Source organism: Ruegeria sp. N8 (assembly GCF_056531325.1).
Map to the genome: position 1 here is coordinate 53,736 of NZ_JBQFLQ010000009.1, position 20,690 is coordinate 74,425.

Annotated in this window: 18 protein-coding genes; 14 read left to right on the forward strand and 4 right to left on the reverse strand. The window is 55.9% G+C overall.

The annotated features are described in order from the left end of the window. The first annotated feature begins 104 nt into the window (after positions 1-104). The 6 genes from ACR0C5_RS16205 to dxs all read left to right on the forward strand — a co-directional run bounded on the left by ACR0C5_RS16205 (position 105) and on the right by dxs (position 5,360). Entirely contained in the window at positions 105-617 is a 513-nt protein-coding gene (locus ACR0C5_RS16205; protein WP_170770752.1) for a MarR family winged helix-turn-helix transcriptional regulator, read from the forward strand. Next, positions 614-1,315 (forward strand): response regulator, encoded by a 702-nt coding sequence (locus ACR0C5_RS16210; RefSeq protein ID WP_170770751.1) that lies wholly within the window; start codon positions 614-616, stop codon positions 1,313-1,315. The genes ACR0C5_RS16205 and ACR0C5_RS16210 overlap by 4 nt, the downstream gene beginning before the upstream one ends. A gap of 67 nt (positions 1,316-1,382) precedes the next feature. Then, positions 1,383-2,309, forward strand: coding sequence for a histone deacetylase family protein (locus ACR0C5_RS16215; protein WP_480877882.1), 927 nt, complete (start codon positions 1,383-1,385; stop codon positions 2,307-2,309). Further along, positions 2,306-2,548, forward strand: coding sequence for an exodeoxyribonuclease VII small subunit (locus ACR0C5_RS16220; RefSeq protein WP_170785396.1), 243 nt, complete (start codon positions 2,306-2,308; stop codon positions 2,546-2,548). Before ACR0C5_RS16215 ends, ACR0C5_RS16220 begins: the two co-directional genes overlap by 4 nt. Next, positions 2,549-3,415, forward strand: coding sequence for a polyprenyl synthetase family protein (locus tag ACR0C5_RS16225; RefSeq protein ID WP_480877884.1), 867 nt, complete (start codon positions 2,549-2,551; stop codon positions 3,413-3,415). It begins immediately after the preceding gene. Positions 3,416-3,431: 16 nt separating this feature from the next. Further along, positions 3,432-5,360 (forward strand): 1-deoxy-D-xylulose-5-phosphate synthase, encoded by a 1,929-nt coding sequence (dxs, locus tag ACR0C5_RS16230; RefSeq protein ID WP_480877886.1) that lies wholly within the window; start codon positions 3,432-3,434, stop codon positions 5,358-5,360. A 141-nt stretch (positions 5,361-5,501) separates the two neighbouring features. Here dxs and ACR0C5_RS16235 read toward each other — a convergent pair whose 3' ends face one another. From ACR0C5_RS16235 to ACR0C5_RS16245, 3 genes are all read right to left on the reverse strand, one after another. Continuing rightward, positions 5,502-5,672, reverse strand: coding sequence for a hypothetical protein (locus ACR0C5_RS16235; protein ID WP_170770746.1), 171 nt, complete (start codon positions 5,670-5,672; stop codon positions 5,502-5,504). An 80-nt stretch (positions 5,673-5,752) separates the two neighbouring features. Next, a complete protein-coding gene (locus ACR0C5_RS16240) occupies positions 5,753-8,845 on the reverse strand; it encodes an efflux RND transporter permease subunit (protein WP_480877888.1) in 3,093 nt (1,030 codons plus the stop codon). Beyond that, the gene (locus ACR0C5_RS16245) at positions 8,845-9,942 is read right to left on the reverse strand and encodes an efflux RND transporter periplasmic adaptor subunit (RefSeq protein WP_170770742.1); all 1,098 of its coding nucleotides are present in this window, start codon (positions 9,940-9,942) and stop codon (positions 8,845-8,847) included. Before ACR0C5_RS16245 ends, ACR0C5_RS16240 begins: the two co-directional genes overlap by 1 nt. An 841-nt stretch (positions 9,943-10,783) precedes the next feature. Here ACR0C5_RS16245 and ACR0C5_RS16250 point away from each other — a divergent pair. The 8 genes from ACR0C5_RS16250 to ACR0C5_RS16285 all read left to right on the forward strand — a co-directional run bounded on the left by ACR0C5_RS16250 (position 10,784) and on the right by ACR0C5_RS16285 (position 19,484). After that, on the forward strand, positions 10,784-11,641 hold the full coding sequence (locus ACR0C5_RS16250; RefSeq protein ID WP_170770740.1) for an amino acid ABC transporter substrate-binding protein: 858 nt from the start codon (positions 10,784-10,786) through the stop codon (positions 11,639-11,641). A gap of 374 nt (positions 11,642-12,015) precedes the next feature. Beyond that, positions 12,016-13,137, forward strand: a complete 1,122-nt coding sequence (locus ACR0C5_RS16255; protein WP_170770738.1) for an aromatic ring-hydroxylating oxygenase subunit alpha — start codon at positions 12,016-12,018, stop codon at positions 13,135-13,137. After that, positions 13,134-14,666 carry a choline-sulfatase gene (betC, locus tag ACR0C5_RS16260; RefSeq protein ID WP_170770736.1) on the forward strand — a complete coding sequence of 511 codons (1,533 nt, stop codon included), beginning with the start codon at positions 13,134-13,136 and terminating at the stop codon, positions 14,664-14,666. The genes ACR0C5_RS16255 and betC overlap by 4 nt, the downstream gene beginning before the upstream one ends. Then, positions 14,666-15,460: an SDR family NAD(P)-dependent oxidoreductase gene (locus ACR0C5_RS16265; protein ID WP_170770733.1), complete on the forward strand. Its 795-nt coding sequence runs from the start codon at positions 14,666-14,668 to the stop codon at positions 15,458-15,460. Before betC ends, ACR0C5_RS16265 begins: the two co-directional genes overlap by 1 nt. Then, entirely contained in the window at positions 15,460-16,392 is a 933-nt protein-coding gene (kce, locus tag ACR0C5_RS16270; RefSeq protein ID WP_480877892.1) for a 3,5-dioxohexanoate:acetyl-CoA acetone transferase, read from the forward strand. The genes ACR0C5_RS16265 and kce overlap by 1 nt, the downstream gene beginning before the upstream one ends. A 10-nt stretch (positions 16,393-16,402) precedes the next feature. Beyond that, entirely contained in the window at positions 16,403-17,821 is a 1,419-nt protein-coding gene (locus ACR0C5_RS16275) for an aminobutyraldehyde dehydrogenase (RefSeq protein WP_170770730.1), read from the forward strand. Then, positions 17,821-18,552 (forward strand): SDR family NAD(P)-dependent oxidoreductase, encoded by a 732-nt coding sequence (locus ACR0C5_RS16280; protein ID WP_170770728.1) that lies wholly within the window; start codon positions 17,821-17,823, stop codon positions 18,550-18,552. Before ACR0C5_RS16275 ends, ACR0C5_RS16280 begins: the two co-directional genes overlap by 1 nt. Beyond that, positions 18,552-19,484, forward strand: coding sequence for a 3-hydroxyacyl-CoA dehydrogenase NAD-binding domain-containing protein (locus ACR0C5_RS16285; protein ID WP_480877895.1), 933 nt, complete (start codon positions 18,552-18,554; stop codon positions 19,482-19,484). Before ACR0C5_RS16280 ends, ACR0C5_RS16285 begins: the two co-directional genes overlap by 1 nt. Here ACR0C5_RS16285 and ACR0C5_RS16290 read toward each other — a convergent pair. Further along, entirely contained in the window at positions 19,444-20,493 is a 1,050-nt protein-coding gene (locus tag ACR0C5_RS16290; protein ID WP_170770724.1) for a GlxA family transcriptional regulator, read from the reverse strand. The genes ACR0C5_RS16285 and ACR0C5_RS16290 overlap by 41 nt on opposite strands. Positions 20,494-20,690: the final 197 nt, after the last annotated feature.

A 20,690-nucleotide genomic window follows, 5' to 3' on the forward strand; every position in this document is an offset into this window, starting at 1 on the left:
AGCGGACATAATGTTGCGCAAAAACTGCGATTCGATACCTGTCTGCCCTTGGAATGTCAATAACGCTGACATAAACTCGACCCAAGTAACGAATGAGGCACAAGATGTCCGACACCCGTCCCGCCCAGGTCTTTGGCGGAGAAAGCCTGCTGTTTCTGACGGACGAGCAGCTACGGCAAGGGATCGAAGCGATGTTTTTCGCGTATCGCGGGTTTACGGCGGACCCTGATCGCATTCTGTCCGAATTGGCCTATGGTCGCGCCCATCACCGGGCCATTCATTTCATCAACCGGGCTCCGGGAACCACGGTGAACAATCTGCTGGCCATATTGGGTGTGACGAAACAGTCTCTGAACCGGGTGTTGCGAACCTTGATTGACGACGGGTTGGTCGAAAGTCGGGTAGGAACCGTGGACAAACGTGAAAGGCACCTATTTCTGACAGAGAGAGGCCGAGAATTGGAGACTACTTTGTCCGAGGCGCAGCGCGTTCGGATGCGGGCGGCGTACAAGGAAGCGGGCCCCGAGGCTGTTTCAGGGTTTCGTAAAGTGCTTGAAGCGATGATGGATGCTGATATGCGTCATGCATACAGGAAATTGCGGGATACCACCTCATGAGCGATATGGACGCGCATCTGCTGATCGTTGACGATGACGAACGCATTCGGGATCTGCTCAAGAAGTTTCTGATGCGGAACGGGTTTCTGGTGACGTCGGCCCGTGATGCAGCCCACGCGCGGCGGGTGTTGTCGGGGTTGGATTTCGACATGATCGTGCTGGATGTGATGATGCCGGGCGAAGATGGTGTCAGCCTAACGAAGGCGCTGCGCGAAACCCATTCGACGCCGATCCTGTTGCTTACCGCGCGCGGCGAGACCGAGCATCGGATCGCGGGGCTTGAGGCTGGGGCCGATGACTATTTGGCCAAGCCGTTCGAACCCAAGGAATTGTTGCTACGGATCAACGCGATCCTGCGTCGGATGCCCGAGACACCTGCGCAAGAGACGGTTAGCAAGATCCTGAACCTCGGACCCATCCGCTATGATGTTGAGAAGGGCGAGATGTGGCAGGGCGAAGAACCTGTGCGTCTGACGGCTACGGAAAGTCAGTTGATGAAGATTTTCTCAGCCCAACCGGGTGAGCCGATCAGCCGGTCGAAGCTGGTTGAAGATTTGGGCCGCGACAAAGGCCAGGCGCAGGAGCGCGCGGTGGACGTGCAGATCACCCGTTTGCGGCGCAAGATCGAACAGGACCCCAAGCAGCCGCGGTATTTGCAAACTGTGCGCGGTGCAGGGTACATGTTGGCCCCGGACTAAGGGCCGCTGCGCGGCGATTTTTTGCCTTCGGCGAGGATATTGTTAGCCAGATGAAGATGGGATCCTGATGAAGACTGCGCTTTTGACTCATGCGGATTGTCTTGGACATGTGACGCCGGACGGCCACCCTGAGCGGGTCGCGCGATTGGAACATATTCTGCATGCCTTGGAGCCGCTGGATTTGGATCGCAAGACTGCGCCCTTGGCAGCAGATGATGATCTGCGGCGTATTCATCCGGACAGCTATATTGAAGACGTTCGGCGCAGCGCACCTGTGGATGGGTTTCGGCAGATCGACGGCGATACGTTCATGTCGCCGGGTTCGGTGAGCGCGGGGTATCGCGCGGCGGGGGCAGCTGTTCGGGCGGTGGATTTGGTGCTGGGCGGTGAGGCGCCGAATGCGTTCTGTGCAGTGCGGCCTCCGGGGCATCATGCTGAGACGGACACCGCCATGGGGTTTTGCTTGTTCGGCAATGCTGCGCTGGCGGCGAAACATGCACTGGATCACCACGGGCTGAGCCGCGTGGCCGTTGTGGATTTCGACGTGCATCACGGCAATGGCACGCAGGATCTGCTGTGGGACGAAAAGCGCGCGTTGGTCATTACCAGCCAGCAGATGCCCTTGTGGCCGGGATCTGGACGCCCCGATGAAACCGGTGCTTATGACACGGTGCTGAATATCCCTCTGGCACCTGGTACAGGTGGGGCCGAGATGCGTGCGGCCTATGAACGGTTGGCCTTCCCGCGTCTGCGTGCCTTTGCACCTGAGCTGATCATTATCTCGGCAGGGTTCGATGCGCATCAGGATGATCCGCTGGCCGAATTGAACTGGTCCACCGGGGATTTTGCCTGGCTCACGTCAGAGCTGTGCCAGATCGCGGCAGAGCTGTGCGGCGGTCGTATCGTCTCGACTCTGGAGGGCGGGTATGATCTGAAAGCCTTGGCCGAGGCCACCCGTGCTCATGTGGAAGAATTGATGAAAGCAGCCAAATGACCGAGACACCCGTCGACCAGATGACATTCGAACAGGCTATGAAAGAGCTGGAGGCCGTGGTTGGTCAGCTTGAGCGTGGCGATGTTGCATTGGACCAGTCCATTGCTCTGTACGAACGCGGGGCGCAGCTGAAGAAACGCTGCGAGGATGAGTTGAAGCGGGCCGAGGAAAAAGTGGCGGCGATCACGCTGGACGCCAATGGTCAGCCGACCGGGACCACGCCTGTCGAAGGTCAGTAAATGTTTCGAGACAGACTGGCACAGGATGCCGCGCTTATTCAGAACCATTTTGATAAGGTTCTGGGGGCGCTGGACAATCTGGATGTGACCCAGGCGATGGCCTATGCCACCAAGGGCGGCAAAAGGCTGCGCGGATTTTTGGTATTGGAAAGTGCGCGGTTGCATGGTGTTGAGACTGAACGAGCCATTTGGCCCGCGACGGCTATAGAGGCGCTGCACGCGTATTCGCTGGTCCATGATGATCTGCCTTGCATGGATGATGATGATCTGCGCCGGGGGCGGCCCACGGTTCATGTAAAATGGGATGAGGGTACGGCCGTTCTGGCCGGGGACGCGTTGCAGACGCTCGCGTTTGAGCTTTGCGGGAACGCGCAGGTTGGCGAGGCCGCAATTCGCTCAGATTTGACCCTAACACTGGCAAAAGCCAGCGGTGCGCAAGGTATGGTGCTGGGACAGGCGCTGGATATCGCGGCGGAAACGGCGGAGGCTCCGCTGACGCTGGAACAGATCACGCGGTTGCAGGCAGGTAAGACCGGGGCGCTGATCGAATGGTCTGCCTGCGCGGGGGCACGGCTGGCTCAGGCAGACCCGGACCCGCTGCGCCACTATGCCCGTGCTCTGGGCCTTGCCTTTCAGATCGCGGATGACATCTTGGATGTTGAGGGTGATGCCGAAAAAGCCGGAAAACGTCTGCAAAAGGATGCAAAGGCGGGCAAGGCCACCTTTGTCTCGCTGCTGGGGCTGGACGCCGCCAAGGCCCGCGCGGCGGAGCTGGTGGATCAGGCCTGTGCTGCGCTGGATGGCTATGGGCCTGCCGCTGAAACCTTGAAGGACGCCGCCCGCTTCGTTATTGCCCGGGACAGCTAAGCCAGGAACGCGCCATATGTCTGACCGCCCGAATACGCCCCTGCTGGACCTTGTGAGCCGCCCTGCGGACCTCAAGCAGTTTTCGGATTCGCAGTTGCGGCAGATCGCCGATGAATTGCGGGCTGAGACCGTCTCGGCCGTTTCCGTCACCGGCGGGCATTTGGGCGCTGGTTTGGGTGTCGTCGAGCTGACCACCGCGCTGCACGCCGTCTTTGACACCCCGCGCGACAAGATCATCTGGGATGTGGGGCACCAGTGCTATCCTCATAAAATCCTGACCGAACGGCGCGACCGGATCCGCACACTGCGCATGAAAGACGGGCTGAGCGGGTTCACAAAGCGCAGCGAAAGCCCCTATGACCCGTTCGGGGCTGCACATTCCAGTACCTCGATCAGTGCTGCGCTTGGGTTTTCCGTCGCGCGCGATTTGGGCGGTATCACGCCCGAAGGGTTGGGCGATGCGATTGCTGTGATCGGCGATGGGTCGATGTCCGCAGGCATGGCGTTCGAGGCGATGAACAATGCGGGCCACCTGAAAAAACGCCTGATCGTAATCCTGAATGATAATGAGATGAGCATTGCGCCCCCGGTTGGTGCGCTGTCCAGCTATTTGTCGCGGATTTATACCGAAGCCCCGTTCCACGATCTGAAAGCCGCCGCCAAAGGCGCGGTGTCCCTGCTGCCGGAACCCTTCCGCGAGGGGGCGAAACGCGCCAAAGAAATGCTTAAGGGAATGGCCATGGGCGGCACGTTTTTCGAGGAGCTGGGATTCTCGTACATCGGTCCCATCGACGGGCATGACATCGACCAGTTGCTGCCGGTGTTGCGTACCGTCAAGGCACGGGCGACCGGGCCGATCCTGATCCACGTGCTGACCAAAAAGGGCAAGGGCTATGCCCCCGCCGAGCAAGCCCGCGACAAGGGGCATGCAACCGCGAAATTCGACGTAGTGACGGGCAAACAGCACAAAGCGCCATCAAACGCGCCGTCCTATACCTCGGTCTTTGGCAAGACGCTGGTGGAAGAGGCCGAGCGCGACGACAAGATCGTGGCTGTGACTGCGGCGATGCCAGATGGCACCGGGCTGAACCTGTTTGCAGAACGCTACCCCTCACGTTGTTTCGACGTGGCGATTGCTGAACAGCACGGCGTGACCTTTGCCGCCGCGCTGGCTGCGGGCGGGATGAAGCCGTTCTGCGCGATGTATTCGACTTTCCTGCAGCGCGGTTATGATCAGGTTGTGCATGACGTGGCCATTCAACGCCTGCCGGTCCGGTTCGCCATCGACCGCGCGGGGCTTGTGGGGGCCGATGGCGCGACGCATGCGGGCTCGTTCGACATCGCTTATCTGTCCAACCTGCCGGGCATGGTGGTGATGGCCGCCGCCGATGAGGCCGAGCTGATGCACATGGTCGCCACCGCCGCTGCGCATAACGAAGGCCCCATCGCGTTCCGCTATCCGCGGGGTGAGGGTGTAGGCGTCGACCTTCCCGAGCGCGGGGAAGTTCTGGAAATTGGCAAAGGTCGCATCATCCAAACCGGCGCGCGGGTTGCGCTGCTGTCCTTCGGCACCCGTCTGGCCGAAGTTCAAAAAGCGGCCGAGGCGCTTACCGCTAAGGGTATCACGCCGACGATCGCCGATGCGCGTTTTGCCAAACCGCTGGACCGCGACCTGATTCTGGATCTGGCCGCCAATCACGAGGCGCTGATCACCATTGAAGAAGGGGCGATTGGTGGCTTTGGCAGCCATGTGGCGCAATTGTTGGCGGATGAAGGCGTGTTTGATGCGGGTCTGAAATACCGTTCGATGGTGCTGCCTGACATCTTTATCGATCAGGCCAGCCCGGCGGATATGTACGCGGTAGCTGGTATGAATGCCGAGCAGATCGAGGCCAAAGTACTGTCGGTTCTGGGCGTGGCCACAATCGGCGAAAAGCGCGCCTGATCTCTGTTTTCGCAGAAAATGGTGCCTATAGATGGCACTGAACAAAGTAGTCACCAAGCGTCAAATCCAATGAGCCTCCTTCTCGGATCAACTGACGTTTCCTGTAACTCGCGAGGCGTCTTCAATGATGCCACTACAAGCTCACTTCGGTGCCTCGCCAAAGTAACCCCCAAAAAATGCGATCATCGCTAACAACACACCAACCAATATCACGATCACAAGCAGTGCTCCGCTACCTTTGGCAAAATATCCCAGTGAGACTAGGCCAACCACGAAGATGCCGACCAGAAAGTAGAGTACTGTATTGTCCATCTTTACCCCCAAATGAGTTGTTTACACTCAACAACTACATGCTCGAAAAAAAACGATCCAAAGACCGCTAATAGATGACGTCAAACGGCTTTCGGTGACTGTCGAATGCCGCTCAGCGTGGCGAACAAGACCGGTACCAGGATCATCGTGAGCATCGTACCCACCGTCAAACCGCCCATGATCGTTACAGCAAGACCCACCCAAAACACGTCTGGCAGTAGCGGTATCACACCCAAAACTGTAGTGGCGGCGGCCAGTACGACAGGGCGCAGTCTTGAGGCTCCGGCATTCAAAACGGCGTCGTAGCCCGGCTGACCTTCGGCCAAGTTATCGTTGATCTGATCGATCAGAACGATTGCGTTTTTGATCATCATGCCCGCCAGGCTCATGCCCCCGAGCAAGGCAACGAACCCAAACGGTGTGTTTGTGAGGAGCAGGCTCGGAACAATACCTATCAGCACAAAAGGTACAGTCAGGAAAATGACAAGCGGTCTGCGGTATGAGTTAAACAGCCCAACTACAATCAATGCCATGATCGAAAACGCGGGGATCATACCCGGAATCAAAGACGCTTGCGCAGAAACTGTGTCCTCGTACTCTCCACCCCATTCCATGCTGTAGCCCGGCGGCAAGTCAGCCTCCAAAGCTTCGAATTCGGCAAGAACTGCGGCGCGATAGCTTGGCAGAGTTACGCTATCGATTGAATTGGCTTGCACAGTCAGAACACGGCGCCGGTCGCGACGATTGATCGTCGGGTCTTCGAGCTGGATATTCACGCCGCGTACGACCTGCGCCAATGGCACAGGCTCAACAGAAAACGGTGACTGAAGTTGCAACAGTTCAAAGTTGTCAACGGCAGCCACGTCTTCTGCGCCGGGCCGAACGATGATTGGCAGCAACTCGTCACCTTCGCGGTAAAGGCCGACCGAACGCCCGTCAAATGCACGTTTTGTCGTGTTACCAAGATCTTCATAGGTGATGCCGGTCCATCGCGCTCGGTCCTGGTCATAGGCTGGGACTGTTTTCAGGACACGGTTGCGCCAATCGGTGCGCGCCACTTTCGTCCATTGATGCTGATCTAATATCGCAACTGCTCTGTCACCAATTTTGCGCAATGTCTCAGGATCAGCATCCGCCGGGCCGACGATGCGGTTCTCGAACGCCCATGTATTGCTAGGTCCTACACCAAATTGGCGTGTGAAAGAGGTCGCCTCGGGGATATTGGCTGATATCCAAAGCGATATCTCTTTGGTCATCTCTGGAATGTCGCGGTAATCCTCGACGTTCACAATGACTTGCGCGTAGGATGGGTTGGTTCCCTCGGGGTCGACCGGCAGGTAGAAACGCGGCGGGCCAGCTCCGATAAAGCTGGCGATGCCAGTGACACGATCGTCCATTTCAACCTTTTCTTCGATCCGCGAGATCGCTTCTGACACTGCTTCAATCCGAGTTCCTTCAGGCGCGTAATAGTCGATCATGTATTTGGTCATCGACGAGGTCGGGAAAAACAGCTGTGTGATAGACCCAAAGCCAACCCCGGCAATGACCAAAGCACCCAAAGCCACCCCGATCGTCAGATAACGCACGCGGATCGCCGCAGCCAGAAAGCGGCGGTAAATCGCATAGAAACCGGTGTCAAAGGTCTCGCTTGCTCCACCCTTTGGCTCCGGTAGCATGGCAACGCATTGCAGTGGTGTTGCCGTCATCGACAGCAACCAACTGACCAGCAACGCGATCCCAACAACTGAGAAGAGTGTTCGGCAGTACTCCCCTGCGCTCTCGACAGATGCAAAGATCGGGTAGAAAGCCATGACCGCGACAAACGTGGCCCCAAGCAACGACATAGCGGGACGCGTTGCGGCCTCAATCGCGGCCTTTGCACGGTCCATTCCTTGCGACATCCGGACCATGGCGCCGTCCGCTACCACGATCGAGTTATCTACCATCATGCCGAGCGCAATGATCAATGCACCCAAGGACATGCGCTGAAGATCTATGCCAAGTGCTGCCAAGGGTATGAAGGTGGTAAGGATTGTTAGAATCAGCCCGCTGCCGATGATGATCCCCATCCGAACACCCATCGCCAAAGTTAAAACGACCAGGACGATTGCGACGGCTTGGGCAAGGCTCACCAGAAAACTGCTGACCGCAAGGTTTACGTCATCGGATTGCCAATGAACCCGTTCAACCTCGATGCCCATCGGCAGGCTTGCGATCAGTTCTGATACTCTCGCATCTACCGCCTCACCAACACTGACAACGTTGACCCCAGACTGGAAGGATATGGCCAAACCAATAGATGGAAGGGCGTTATAACGCATCATAGTTATCGGTGGGTCAATGTAGCCTTCTTTAACCTCAACGATGTCGCCCAGCCTTAGCAACTCTGGCCCACGACGTTGACCGCTTTGAGCCTGATCCAGACCACTTGGTCGGACGACTAAATCTGCGATGTCAGTTGGGCTTGTGAAGGTTCCGCTGGGCGCAATGCGCATGCGGTAGTCACCGACGTTTACCCGCCCTGCATCCACGATCGCATTCTGGGTCTGTAACGTGTTGAGAATTGTCTGAGCCGAAACTCCCAATGCGGCCAAGGCTTCTTCCCGTGTTTCCAGATAAATGACCCTGTCGCGTTCGCCCCAAAGATCGACGCGGCCGACACCGTCGATCAGCGAGAGCTCTCGCTTGAAGTCTTCGGCATACCCATCAAGCTCCTGAGCAGAGAACCCATCGGACGTCATAGCCAGCAGTAGACCGAAGACATCACCGAAATCATCGTTGATGGCAGGACGACCTGCGCCCGGGGGCAGGTCTGTTTCCACGTCTCTGACTTTCCGACGTAGTGTGTCCCAGATTTGCGGTAGCTGGTCCGACCAATAGTTCGGGCGAATTTCGACTTTAATCGTCGACACACCCGCCCTGCTTTCGCTCGAGATGTAATCAATCTCCTTAATTTCCTGGAGTTTCAGCTCGATCCGTTCTGTGATCTCTTGCTCAACTTCTTCAGGGCTGGCGCCGGGATAGAGGGTGGTCACAACCGCAGTTTTGATAGTGAACTCGGGGTCTTCTAGCTGCCCCAGACTAAAGAAAGCCGAAATGCCGCCCAACGTAAGCATGACTACCGTGAACCAAACGAATTTGGCGTTGCGGATGGAGAACGCCGCGAGACCCATTACTCTGTATCCTCGGAAAGTCGTGAAACTTTTTGGCCTTCTCGCAAAGAGTTCGCTCCGGCAGTGACGACCACATCACCAAATTCCAGACCTTCACTAACGGCCACCCCTTGCGACCGGGGCGTGCCAAGCGAAACCTTCCTTGCCGTTACGGTTTCTGAGCTGGCATCGAATACCCAGACATGCGGATCTGTTTCCCCTTCAGGCACGAAAACCGCGCTGGCAGGAACCATGATCGCATCGAATGGTTCGTGCCCTTCCTTTGGCTGGCCACGGACGCGCCCTGCCATACCCGGAAGAACAAGTGCGTCTTCCGGTTGATCCATAATCAACGTGACAGGGAAGGTTCGGGTCGTCGCCGAAGCCTCGGATCCAATCTCGCTGATTTCCGCCGGTAGAACCACATCCCCCAGAGCATCAAAAGTAACGGTGATGTCTTCAATGTGAGGGATCAGGGCGATGTATCGTTCGGGGATATCGATCACCACTTCGATGCGTTCGGCATCCAAAATGCGCAGCACCGGAGTCTGAGCGGCGACTTCTTCGAAATCTTCAATGTATTTGCCGACAACACGACCATCGAACGGTGCCGCCAAACTCGTATAGGTTAAATCCAGAGTGGCTCTGTCCAGAGCGCCTTGAACAGAATTGATGGCCGCCTGAGCGGATGTCTCGCCAGCGATAAATCGGTCAAGTGTCGCTTGAGCAGCAACGTCCTTTTCGACCAGCGATCGTTGCCGATCTGTTTGCAACTTGGCGTTCTCAAACGTTGCCTGTGCGCTTGCTAGTTCGGCTGTAAGCCGGTCTACTTCCGCCTGGTATGGGGCTGGATCCAAGGCTGCCATAATGGCACCCTTCGTTACAAGGTCGCCAACCTGAACATCGACGCCAACAACATTGCCCGGTACGCGAAAGGCCAATGAGACTTCGCGCGCGGCCCTGGCTGTTCCGACAAAATATCGGTCATGCAAACTGGAGAGGTCGGAAATCTCGATGGCTCTGACAGGTCGAATAAGTGTTTGGGTCGCATCTTCTTCCTTCTCCCAGCAGCCGGTAAGCAACACGAAGGCAAATAGCCAACCAAAAGTTCTCTTCATATCCCCCTCCCGTGCAGCCCGCGTTCCTCACTTCGTCGCTGTGAAGGTGGCCTAACTTGCGGATTTTGCGCCTAAACCTGTTGCAATTGTACGCGCTTACCAAACAAAGTCAAAAATACGAATTTGTTTAGTGGTGGCGGAGAGAAACCCGAGTACACTTTGGCAAACTGACAAGACAATTTATCAGTACGATGTCGCCTCGACGCTGCCGTTTGTCATATCGGTGGCACAGAAGGCCGTGTTTCGAGTTAGTGTAACTGCGTTAAAAGGTAAACGTGCGGAGGGCAAACTGTGATTGATTAAAGTCCAGGCCGTCGTCCGGACCTACGTGTGGAGCTGAAATGTCCCCCTTTCGTGAACCGCTGCCATTGCTGCTTATTTGCTAATGGCAGCTTTGTCCGCAAAGCAACCGCTCATGCCGAGTGAAGCGAATAACCGCTTTGAGCCCTATTTACTCGGGCCTAACCTTCAGAAACGCGGCAGCGATGGTATCAGCTGAACCCAATTCGGTAGGTCACACAAAACGCATAGAGTGCCATACGGTGACTGTTGGCTGCACTGAGCCCAAAGCGGAATGTTTTAACTTTTTGTCATGAAAAAAGTCAGTTCAGTGTTAGTTTGATACCGCGACATCCAATAGATGTATTCCATGCTGGACAATCGAACTTAAGCCCAGCCCAATAATCTATGCCCTAGTCTAAACTGAGTCAGCTACTTACGGTGCCAAGATGCGGTTTTCTTCCCTCGCCCAGAAACTCTTGTCGTTAATAACCTGACTTTTTTGAGCCTCAATGTGTATTATTCTCGACATGAGATGCCTTGTACTCCTGTGGGACGGACAATGATTAAAGAAATAAAACCCATGCGCTTGCTTTCTGTACTTAGTGTGATGGTTCTATTCACAACCGGAGCGGTTGCTCAGACAATCGAACGGATAACAAAAAATAACGAAATCCGCTTTGGTTTTCGAATAGATGCTGCGCCACTATCTTACGTCAACGACCAAGGTCGGCCGTTTGGCTTGTCACCCTTGATTTGCGATCAGGTCGCACAGCGTCTCGCGAAGAAACTGGAATTGAATGAATTGAACGTCCAGTTCATTCCGGTCGACTCCAAGGATCGTTTCGACAAAGTTGCCTCGGGAGAAATAGATATGCTCTGTGGGGCTGCGACCATAACACTTTCCCGTCGCGAAGCCGTTGATTTCTCGCTTCCAATATATGTCGATGGCACGTCCATATTATTACCAATTGAAGCCGAGGGCACTATGAGTGCGCTGGCGGGGAAGAAGGTTGGTATGAGAAGCAGCACAACAACAGAAGCATCCGTTCTCAATTCCTTTGAAGCGGAGGGTATCGAAGCAAATATGGTGCGGTTCGGTTCACACCCAGACGGTATCAAGGCGCTAAGAGACGGCGAAATCGATGCGTATTTTGCGGATCAGTCGATTTTGTTGGTCAACTACATTGCTGCCGGACTAAAGGGCAAATTCAAGTTGTCCCAAGAAATACTAACCATAGAAAAGCAAGGATTGGCGATACCGAAAGGAGACTATGATTTTCGATTGCTAATAGATCGCATTTTGTCAGAGATGTACGCTCAAGGCACAATGGAAGAGATTTTTCGCATTGCTTTGCCAGGGATCGAGCCCAGCGAAGCATTGAAGGCTCTTTATGTTATCGCCCCTACCAATCCTTGAGATGCATTGCATGAAACAGTTTTGCTAAGTGTAAATATCCTTTTGTAATTTATGCTGGTTTGTTCGCAAAGCGGAAGTTGGGACGAACTTCAGCGAAGGTACGCACCAAGCTTAAAGGCGACACTAGTTGTGGACGCAGCATCGGTTGATATGGCCGGAGAGCAGACGTTCGCTGCGGGTGCGCATTTCGAGTTGGGCATAACCTGAAGCATCCTTCCAAGCCAACATAATGACGTTTGACTTGGCGAACATGACCAAAAAGTCGAAGGGACCAATATAGGCGAGCGAAGCCTAAAAATGTTAAACTTGCGGCGGTTTTAGTTAAACCGTTTCAGCTGGATTGCCTACACTGCTGCAAAGCAAGGGAGGACGTTATGAACGACGATGCTGAAATCTCTGGCGGTTACAGTAGCGATCCAGCCCGTTCCTACTCCCTGAAGGCAGAGGCCTATACGGATCACTCGTGGTTCGATGCGGATCTGAAATCGGTAATCGCTCGGACTTGGCAATGGGTTTGTCATGTTGAGAAGACCCGCGAGCCGGGCGCTTATTGCACCGTGGAAATCGCGGGCAATCCGATTGCGATTGTACGCGGCAAGGAAGGAATTCTGCGGGCCTTTTATAATGTCTGCAAGCACCGCGCGCATGAGCTTCTGTCAGGAGAAGGCAACACGACGCGGATCATGTGTCCCTATCATGCTTGGGTCTACAAGCTGGACGGGCAGTTGGCGCGCGCGCCGCATACTGAGAGCCTTGTTGATTTCAACCCGGGTGAAATTTGCCTTGATGAAGTGCAGGTCGAAGAATTCTGCGGCTTTGTTTTCGTTAACCTCGATCCGAATGCGCGACCCCTCGCTGAACAATCCGGGAACCTTGAAACGGAGGTGCGCCATTGGGCACCTGATGTGGATCAGCTGACATTCGGCCATCGGCTGACCTATGATATCAAGTCGAACTGGAAAAACGTCGTCGACAATTTCCTTGAGTGCTATCACTGCCCGACCGCGCACAAGGACTTCTGCGATCTGGTGGATATGGACACCTATAAGGTGACGACCCACGGTATTTATTCCAGCCATATGGCGGACGCGGGTCAAAACGCGAATAGCGCCTATGACGTTTCCAATGCGACAGTTAAGACTCATGCCGTTTGGTGGCTTTACCCGACAACGTGCCTGATGCGTTATCCCGGACGCTCCAGCATGATTGTGTTGAACATCATTCCCGTGGACCCGGATCGGACACTGGAAACCTACGACTTTTTCCTTGAAACGCCTGAGCCTGACGAGATGGAGTTAGATGCGATCCGATACTTGGACGAAGTGCTTCAGGTCGAAGACATCAACCTCGTGGAAAGTGTACAGCGCGGGATGAATACGCCGGCGTTCACGCAAGGGCGGATTGTTCATGATCCCGATGGCTCGGGCAAATCGGAACACGCGGTTCACCATTTCCACGGGCTTGTTCTGGACGCCTACGAAAAAGGTGCCGCGTGACGCGGCCGAATATTCTGGTGATCATGGCGGACCAACTGGCGCCGCATTTCACCGGGGCATACGGACATAAGATCGCCAAGACTCCGCATTTGGACGCGTTGGCTGCGCGCGGGATGCGCTTTGATGCAGCTTATTGCAACTCGCCGCTCTGCGCCCCGTCGCGCTTTGCCTTTATGTCAGGGCAGAACATCAGCCGGATTGCGGCATATGACAACGCGTCTGAATTCAAAGCGTCAGTGCCCACTTTTGCACACTATCTGAAATCGCTCAGCTATCGCACGTGCCTGTCCGGCAAGATGCACTTTGTCGGTCCCGATCAGATGCACGGGTTTGAGGATCGCGTGACCACCGATATCTACCCCGCGGACTTTGCCTGGACCCCGGATTGGGAAGCTCCTGACGAGCGGATCGATAAGTGGTATCACAACATGCAGACCGTTAAAGAAAGCGGTCTGGCGCATGCGACATTCCAGATCGATTTTGATGACGAGGTCGCTTTTGCCGCCAAACGCTGGCTGATCAATGCCGCAAGGGACAAGGCGCTCGGGCTGGATGCGCCTTTTGCTATGGTGGCGAGTTTCATCCATCCGCACGATCCGTATGTGGCGCGTCCCGAATGGTGGAACCTTTACTCCGATGATAACATCGACATGCCGGCGTTTGTGCCAAAGCTTGAGGATCAAGATCCGTTTTCTCGGCGTTTGCTGGACGGGATCGAAGCCTCGTATGTGCCCTTGACGGAAGAGGAAGTGTGCCGTGCCCGCCGGGCATATCTCGCCAATGTCAGCTATTTTGACAGCAAGATAGGTGAGCTTGTTCAGACCCTCGAGGAAATTGGAGAACTGGACAACACTATTGTCATAGTCACTGCTGATCACGGCGATATGCTGGGCGAGCGTGGCCTCTGGTACAAGATGAACTTCTTTGAACATTCAGCCCGGGTGCCCATGGTCATGGCCGGGCCGGGCGTTGCTGTCGGGACAGCGCGTAATGCTGTTTCGCTCGTGGATCTTTTGCCAACGTTTATCGAACTTGCCGGCGGCAACCTGTCAATGCTCGGTGAACCGATAGACGGGCGCAGTTTGGTCCCCTTGATGCGTGGCGGAGACGACCCGGTTGACGAAGCAATTGGTGAATACTGCGCAGAGATGACGGGCTATCCCGTGATAATGATCCGGCGCGGGGTGTTGAAATACATTCATTGTGACAGTGATCCAGCTCAGCTTTATGATCTCAGCGTAGATCCCTTGGAAATGCGCAATGTCGCGGCAGATGCGGAATATGCCGATGCGGCGTCAAACTTTGCGGCGGAGGTTGCCGCGCGTTGGGATGGCAAAGCACTGCGCAAACAGATCATCGCAACGCAAAAATCTCGTCGGGCCCTGCACGCTGCGATGGAAGCAGGTGCAAGCGAAAGTTGGGACTACAACCCGCCGAGCGACGCCAGCCAGCAATACGTGCGAAACCATATGGATTGGACCGCAGCCGCAAATCGCTACCGCTATCCCCCTTTGAAGGACCAGAATTGATGAAGCTTGACGGAAAAATCGCGCTGGTGACTGGCGCACGCGGCGGCATAGGACGCGCGATTGTGGCGCGGTTCATAAAGGAAGGTGCGACGGTCTACGCTGCCGATCTCACACCCCATGGATCGCTCAATGCCCATGACGACGATGGCAGCATCTATTTGAAACTTGATGTAACGCAAGAAGCCGATGCTATCGCCGCAATGCAAGCAGTGCGACGTGGACAGGGAAAACTGGATATTCTGGTGAACGCCGCAGGGATCGAAATCGAAAAGACCGTGGAGGAAACCACGCTTGAGGAATGGAATCAGAGCTTTGCTGTGAACTCGACGGGGACATTCCTGACTTCAAAATACGCACTGCCGCTGATGCGTGAAGCTGCGAAGTCGGGCAGCAGCGCCAGCCTGATCAATTTCGGTTCGTATGACGGGTTCATCGCCGATCCCGGCCTTGCTGCCTATTGCGCCACGAAGGGCGCGGTGCATGCGCTGACTCGCGCCATGGCTTGCGATCATGGTCCCGAAGGCATCCGCGTCAATGCGATCTGCCCAGGCTACATCGATACACCGATGCTACAGAGTTTTTTCAACGGTGATGGTTCTGGCGGGGGTGGCGGCAATATTGAAACACTGCAAAAGGCCGTGCGAGACGTGCATCCGATGCGCACCTATGGCACACCCACGGACATTGCCAATCTGGTTAATTGGCTGGCCTCAGATGAAGCGCGCTATGCCTCCGGTCAGCTTTGGGTGCTCGATGGCGGGCTGTCGGCGCAAGTTCAGCAGATGAAACTCTGATGCCAAAGTCCGTTATCATCACCTGCGCACCCAGGGGCGGTATCCATACCCCTTCCATGTCGCCGCACCTGCCGGTTACCCCTGCTGAGATTGCCACCGCCAGCATTGAAGCCGCCCAAGCCGGTGCATCGATCATCCACCTGCACGCGCGCCATCCAGAGACTGGCAAACCTGATTCTCGTCCCGAACTGTTTGCTCAGTTTTTGCCGGTCATAAAGCAGTCTACTGACGCTGTGATAAACGTCTCGACGGGTGGCGGGCTGGGGATGTCGATGGATGACCGGCTTTTGGCGGCAACGTCTGCCAGCCCGGAGATGGCTAGCTTGAATATGGGGTCGATGAATTTTGGCATCTTCCCGATGCTGCAAAAGTACACCGAATTTCAATTCGACTGGGAACGCCCGTTTCTTGAGATGACCGAAGATTTCATCTTTCCCAACACGTTCAAAACGATCCGCTATGCGATCGAAAAGCTCGGCGGCGATCACGGCACCAAATTCGAGTTCGAATGCTATGACCTGGGCCACCTATACAACGTCAAATGGTTCGTAGATCAGGGCATTATCAAGCCGCCATTCTTTATACAGATGGTCTTTGGCATCTTGGGCGGAGTTGCTGCGGATCCCGATCATCTGGTTCATATGCACAACACCGCTAACAAACTGTTTGGGCCCGAGAATTACGAATGGTCAGTGCTGGCGGCAGGGCGGCATCAGATGCCCTTTGCCACCCTAAGCGCGATGCGCGGCGGAAACCTGCGCGTCGGGCTGGAGGACAGCCTCTTTATCGGCAAAGGCGAGCTTGCGACGTCAAATGCGCAGCAGGTCATTCGCATCCGCAGCATCATCGAAAATCTGGGTCTGACAGTTGCTACTCCAGAAGAGGCGCGCGCGCGTCTGGCGCTAAAGGGCGGCGATCAGGTTGGGTTCTAGGGAGGGACCTATGCAAACGAAAATGCTGATAAACGGCGAGCTGGTCGAAGGCACAGGCGAGGCACTCGATGTCCTGAACCCAGCGACAGGCGAGGTGCTCGAGGCGGTACGCGAGGCAAGCCCGGAGCAGATTAAGGCGGCGACCCGCAGCTCTGCAGAAGCGTTTGACGCATTCGCGAGAACCCCTCCGGCAGAGCGCGCGGCGTTGCTGCTGCAGATCGCTGATGTGATCGAAGCGCATAGCCAAGAACTGGCCGAGCTGGAAAGCTTGGATGTCGGCAAACCGTGGCCATCTGCGCACGATGACGAGATGCCGCTGACCATCGACGTCTTTCGTTTCTTCGCAGGCGCTGCTCGCACCATGACGGGGTCTGCGACCGGCGAGTACGTTGCAGGCCACACATCCATGATCCGCCGTGATCCAGTCGGGCCTGTGGCTGCAATTGCGCCCTGGAATTATCCGTTGATGATGGCGTCATGGAAGCTGGCCGCGCCGGTTGCGACAGGCTGTCCTTTAGTACTAAAACCCTCTGAACTGACGCCGCTGTCTACGCTGCGTCTGGCGGAGCTATTACAGGATGTCCTTCCCAAGGGCGTGCTGAACGTGATCCACGGACGCGGCCCGTCCGTTGGTGACGCGTTGATCAACAGCCCAGAGATGGAGGCGATAACGATCACGGGGTCACCAGCTACCGGCATGGCGGCCATGCGCGCGGCTTCTCAGCAAATCCGTCACGTGCATCTTGAACTGGGAGGGAAGGCCCCGGTCATAGTATTCGAAGACGCAGATCTTGATGCCGTAGCCGAGACGATTCGATATGGCAGCTATTTCAACGCCGGTCAGGACTGCGCGCAACCCTGCCGCATCATGGTGGCTGATGGTGTTTATGACCAGATCGTAGCTGCAATTCAGGATCAGGTTGACCAGATCCAGATCGGTGCGCCTAAGGCCAAAGGCACGGAAATGGGGCCGCTTGTGTCCGCTTCTCAACGCGACCGTGTCGCTGGTTTTGTTAACCGCGCGCGCAACGCTGCGGAGATCGTCTCAGGCGGCGCCACAGGCGACGGCGACGGATTCTTCTACAAGCCCACAGTCATCGCCAATGTAGACAACGACGCGGAGGTTGCCTGTAATGAAATCTTTGGTCCTGTTGTCACCGTTTCCCGGTTCTCGGATGCGGAAGAGGCATTGAAGATCGCAAATTCAGCCAGCTATGGTTTGGCATCCTCGGTTTGGACCCGCGATGTGGGACGCGCCATGAATATGACTTCTAAGCTGCGCTATGGCTTCACATGGGTGAACACCCACGGCGTTGCCACGCCCGAAATGCCGTGGGCCGCGATGAAAGGCTCGGGTACAGGCAGCGACATGTCAGTTTACGCCTTGGATGCCTATACCGCGATCCGGCACGTGATGGTGGCACACTAATGCGGTTGGCGGGCAAGTGCGCTTTTGTGACGGGCGGCAGGCAAGGCATCGGCCGCGGTATCGTAGACGCGTTTTTGAGCGAGGGCGCGACCGTTACGACTTGCGGACGTGGGCCTCGACCTGGCGGACTGCCTGAAGATGTCGTTTGGCATGAGCTCAACGTGTCAGATCCTGCGGCAGTGAACATCATCGCCGAGGCGACGGACATTCTGGTCAACAATGCGGGTGTGCAGGTCGAGAAAACTGTGGTTGATACCACGGATGCCGACTGGGAACTGGTGATGGGCGTAAATGCACGTGGCGTTTTTAACTGCTGCCGCGCGTTTGTCCCGCTTATGCCCAAAGGCGGATCGATTATTAACATCGGCTCGATTTCTGGCAACGTCGCGGACCCGTCCATGGCGCTTTACAATGCGTCAAAAGCGTTCGTGCACGGGCTGACGCGTTCCATCGCCGTGGATCACGGACCAGACATTCGTTGCAACGCAATTTGTCCTGGCTGGATCGAAACCGGAATGCTCGATGCAGGGTTTGATCTTGCTGACGACCCTGCAAAAGCGAAGCAGGACGCACTGGCCCGTCACGCTGTTCGCCGGTTCGGTAAGCCTGACGATATTGCCGCCATGGCGGTTTGGTTGGCCTCGAACGAAGCTGCATTCGCGACAGGTCAGCTCTTTGTAATTGACGGCGGTATGACCGCTGCGTCACCGCTTTACCCGGGGCTTTTCTGATGGACGAGATTGTACATACAGCCATCTTAGGTGCTGGCGTCATTGGCGCGAGTTGGACTGCGCTTTTTCTTGCAGCGGGGCGCTGCGTGACGGTGTTCGATCCTGATCCGAACGCGGAAACCAACGTGCGAAAGTACATTGAAAGGGCGTGGCCCGCCTTGGACGAATTAGGGCTAACCGCGCGCGCCACGCCTGACGCATTGCGCTTTGTTGCGCGCGCGGGTGAAGCGGTGCAAACTGCCCAGTTCGTGCAGGAAAACGTGCCAGAACGGCTGACGCTCAAACACGCAACCTACCGAGAGATAGAGCCCGTGCTGCAACCCGGAGTGATTGTCTCAAGCTCGACCTCCGGTCTGACGTTGGAGGCGTTACAAAAAGGTTGGAAAGACCCAAGCCCTTTAATCCTTGGTCACCCATTCAATCCACCGCACCTGATCCCCTTAGTCGAACTTACGGCTAACTCAGAAACAGGGGCGGGAGTGTTAGACCGGACTGAAGCCTTCTACGTCGACATCGGCAAGGTGACCATCCGCATCAACAAGGGGATGCCAGGACATGTTGCCAACCGTCTGCAAGCGGCCATCTGGCGCGAGGCGGTACACATGGTTGTCAAAGGCGTGGCGAGCGTCGAAGACATCGACAAAGCCATGTGGGCCGGGCCGGGACTGCGATGGGCTGCCATGGGGCCGACAACCCTGTTTCACCTTGGCGCCGGTGAGGGCGGGTTACAGGGTTTTTGCGACCATTTCAAAGACACGTTTAACGGATGGTGGGACGATCTGGGCGATCCACGACTAGACGACTATACCGTAAAACTGTTGGTCGACGGCATGGTTAAAGCATCCGAGGGCAAAACCACGGCGGAGCTATCCGCGAAGCGGGACAAAATGCTTACGGCGATGCAGATCGCGACGCGTCCGCATCGCTCTTGAGATCCGGCTTGTACATCGGCCAGGCGCGGAACTCGAAAGGGACGCGACCTTCGATCCGATCTGCGCTTGGTGTTAAACCGAACCGTTGATTATAGGCGCGGCTGAAATGAACCTGACTGTTGAACCCGGATGCGGCCGCGATCTCACTGAATTTCAATTCGGTTTGGGTAACCAGTCCGCGGGCCCGGTCCAAGCGAATGTCGCGATAATAGGCGACAGGTGATTTGTACACGTACTGATCGAACAATCGGCTGAGCTGACGTTGTGAGACACCCAGTCTTTCCGCGATCTCAGGTATCGACAGCGTCGTTTCGAGGTGGGCTTCCATTAAGTCGATTGCCGCTCGCACAACGCCAGACGTGACATAGCCCATTGGCTCGACGACTTTGGGGTTCTGCGAACGCCCTTCGCCTCGAACCTCGTGATGAAACAGATACCGCGCCGTCGCATTCGCAATGCTCTCGCCGGCCACCGCATGCACTAACCGCAGCCCCGCATCAGTAGACGCCGTGCCCCCGCAACACGTGAATATGCGGTCATCTTGCACGAACATATTCTCAGACACGTCCGTATCCGGGGCGATTTCGATGAATGCATCGATATGTTCGTAATGAACCGTCGCTGTCTTTCCCTTCAGCATACCTGCGTTTGCAAGTATGATCGCGCCTGTGTCCAATCCACCGATGATCGCGCCCGACCGCCACCACTTTTGAAACAAATTGCGAAGCTCGTGCGACGTGTAGCGCTCGGGCGTCCAGCTCGAACTAACAAGAACGAGCCAAGGGTTGCTTTCATTGACGTCTTTAACGGGGGCGGTTTCAATCAGCATCCCATTGCTGGCCTCGATCCCGCCGCCGTTTTCTGAGACAAGGGTCCACGAAAACTTATTTCTCCCTGACAAGTAGTTAGCCACGCGAAACGGATCAATGAACGACGTTGTCGCCGACGCATTGAAATGTGGTGTCACGAGAGCGATTATTTCATGCTGGGTTATGATTGGACTGGACATGTCTGATTTTGTCAAAACGCGTCTGAATTTGTCAAATGAACTGCGTTTATGTTGCGGCCGCAGCGAATGTCGCCTTGGGGGGCCGCATCTCTGCATCGACGGTAAATGCCAGATGTCAGCAACTGGTCGACAGCAGAAATTCCTGCACTTCATTTGACTATCCGCTTTGTCCGCGAAACGGTCATTTGGGCAAACCG

Excerpts from the sequence above, each read along its gene's own strand:
- ACR0C5_RS16245 (WP_170770742.1), bottom strand. The coding sequence starts at position 9,942 with ATGAAGAGAACTTTTGGTTGGCTATTTGCCTTCGTGTTGCTTACCGGC.
- ACR0C5_RS16285 (WP_480877895.1), top strand. The coding sequence starts at position 18,552 with ATGGACGAGATTGTACATACAGCCATCTTAGGTGCTGGCGTCATTGGC.
- ACR0C5_RS16240 (WP_480877888.1), bottom strand. The coding sequence starts at position 8,845 with ATGGGTCTCGCGGCGTTCTCCATCCGCAACGCCAAATTCGTTTGGTTC.
- ACR0C5_RS16205 (WP_170770752.1), top strand. The coding sequence starts at position 105 with ATGTCCGACACCCGTCCCGCCCAGGTCTTTGGCGGAGAAAGCCTGCTG.
- ACR0C5_RS16225 (WP_480877884.1), top strand. The coding sequence starts at position 2,549 with ATGTTTCGAGACAGACTGGCACAGGATGCCGCGCTTATTCAGAACCAT.
- kce (WP_480877892.1), top strand. The coding sequence starts at position 15,460 with ATGCCAAAGTCCGTTATCATCACCTGCGCACCCAGGGGCGGTATCCAT.
- ACR0C5_RS16250 (WP_170770740.1), top strand. The coding sequence starts at position 10,784 with ATGATTAAAGAAATAAAACCCATGCGCTTGCTTTCTGTACTTAGTGTG.
- ACR0C5_RS16275 (WP_170770730.1), top strand. The coding sequence starts at position 16,403 with ATGCAAACGAAAATGCTGATAAACGGCGAGCTGGTCGAAGGCACAGGC.
- ACR0C5_RS16215 (WP_480877882.1), top strand. The coding sequence starts at position 1,383 with ATGAAGACTGCGCTTTTGACTCATGCGGATTGTCTTGGACATGTGACG.
- ACR0C5_RS16210 (WP_170770751.1), top strand. The coding sequence starts at position 614 with ATGAGCGATATGGACGCGCATCTGCTGATCGTTGACGATGACGAACGC.
- ACR0C5_RS16265 (WP_170770733.1), top strand. The coding sequence starts at position 14,666 with ATGAAGCTTGACGGAAAAATCGCGCTGGTGACTGGCGCACGCGGCGGC.
- dxs (WP_480877886.1), top strand. The coding sequence starts at position 3,432 with ATGTCTGACCGCCCGAATACGCCCCTGCTGGACCTTGTGAGCCGCCCT.
- ACR0C5_RS16280 (WP_170770728.1), top strand. The coding sequence starts at position 17,821 with ATGCGGTTGGCGGGCAAGTGCGCTTTTGTGACGGGCGGCAGGCAAGGC.
- ACR0C5_RS16290 (WP_170770724.1), bottom strand. The coding sequence starts at position 20,493 with ATGTCCAGTCCAATCATAACCCAGCATGAAATAATCGCTCTCGTGACA.
- ACR0C5_RS16235 (WP_170770746.1), bottom strand. The coding sequence starts at position 5,672 with ATGGACAATACAGTACTCTACTTTCTGGTCGGCATCTTCGTGGTTGGC.
- ACR0C5_RS16220 (WP_170785396.1), top strand. The coding sequence starts at position 2,306 with ATGACCGAGACACCCGTCGACCAGATGACATTCGAACAGGCTATGAAA.
- ACR0C5_RS16255 (WP_170770738.1), top strand. The coding sequence starts at position 12,016 with ATGAACGACGATGCTGAAATCTCTGGCGGTTACAGTAGCGATCCAGCC.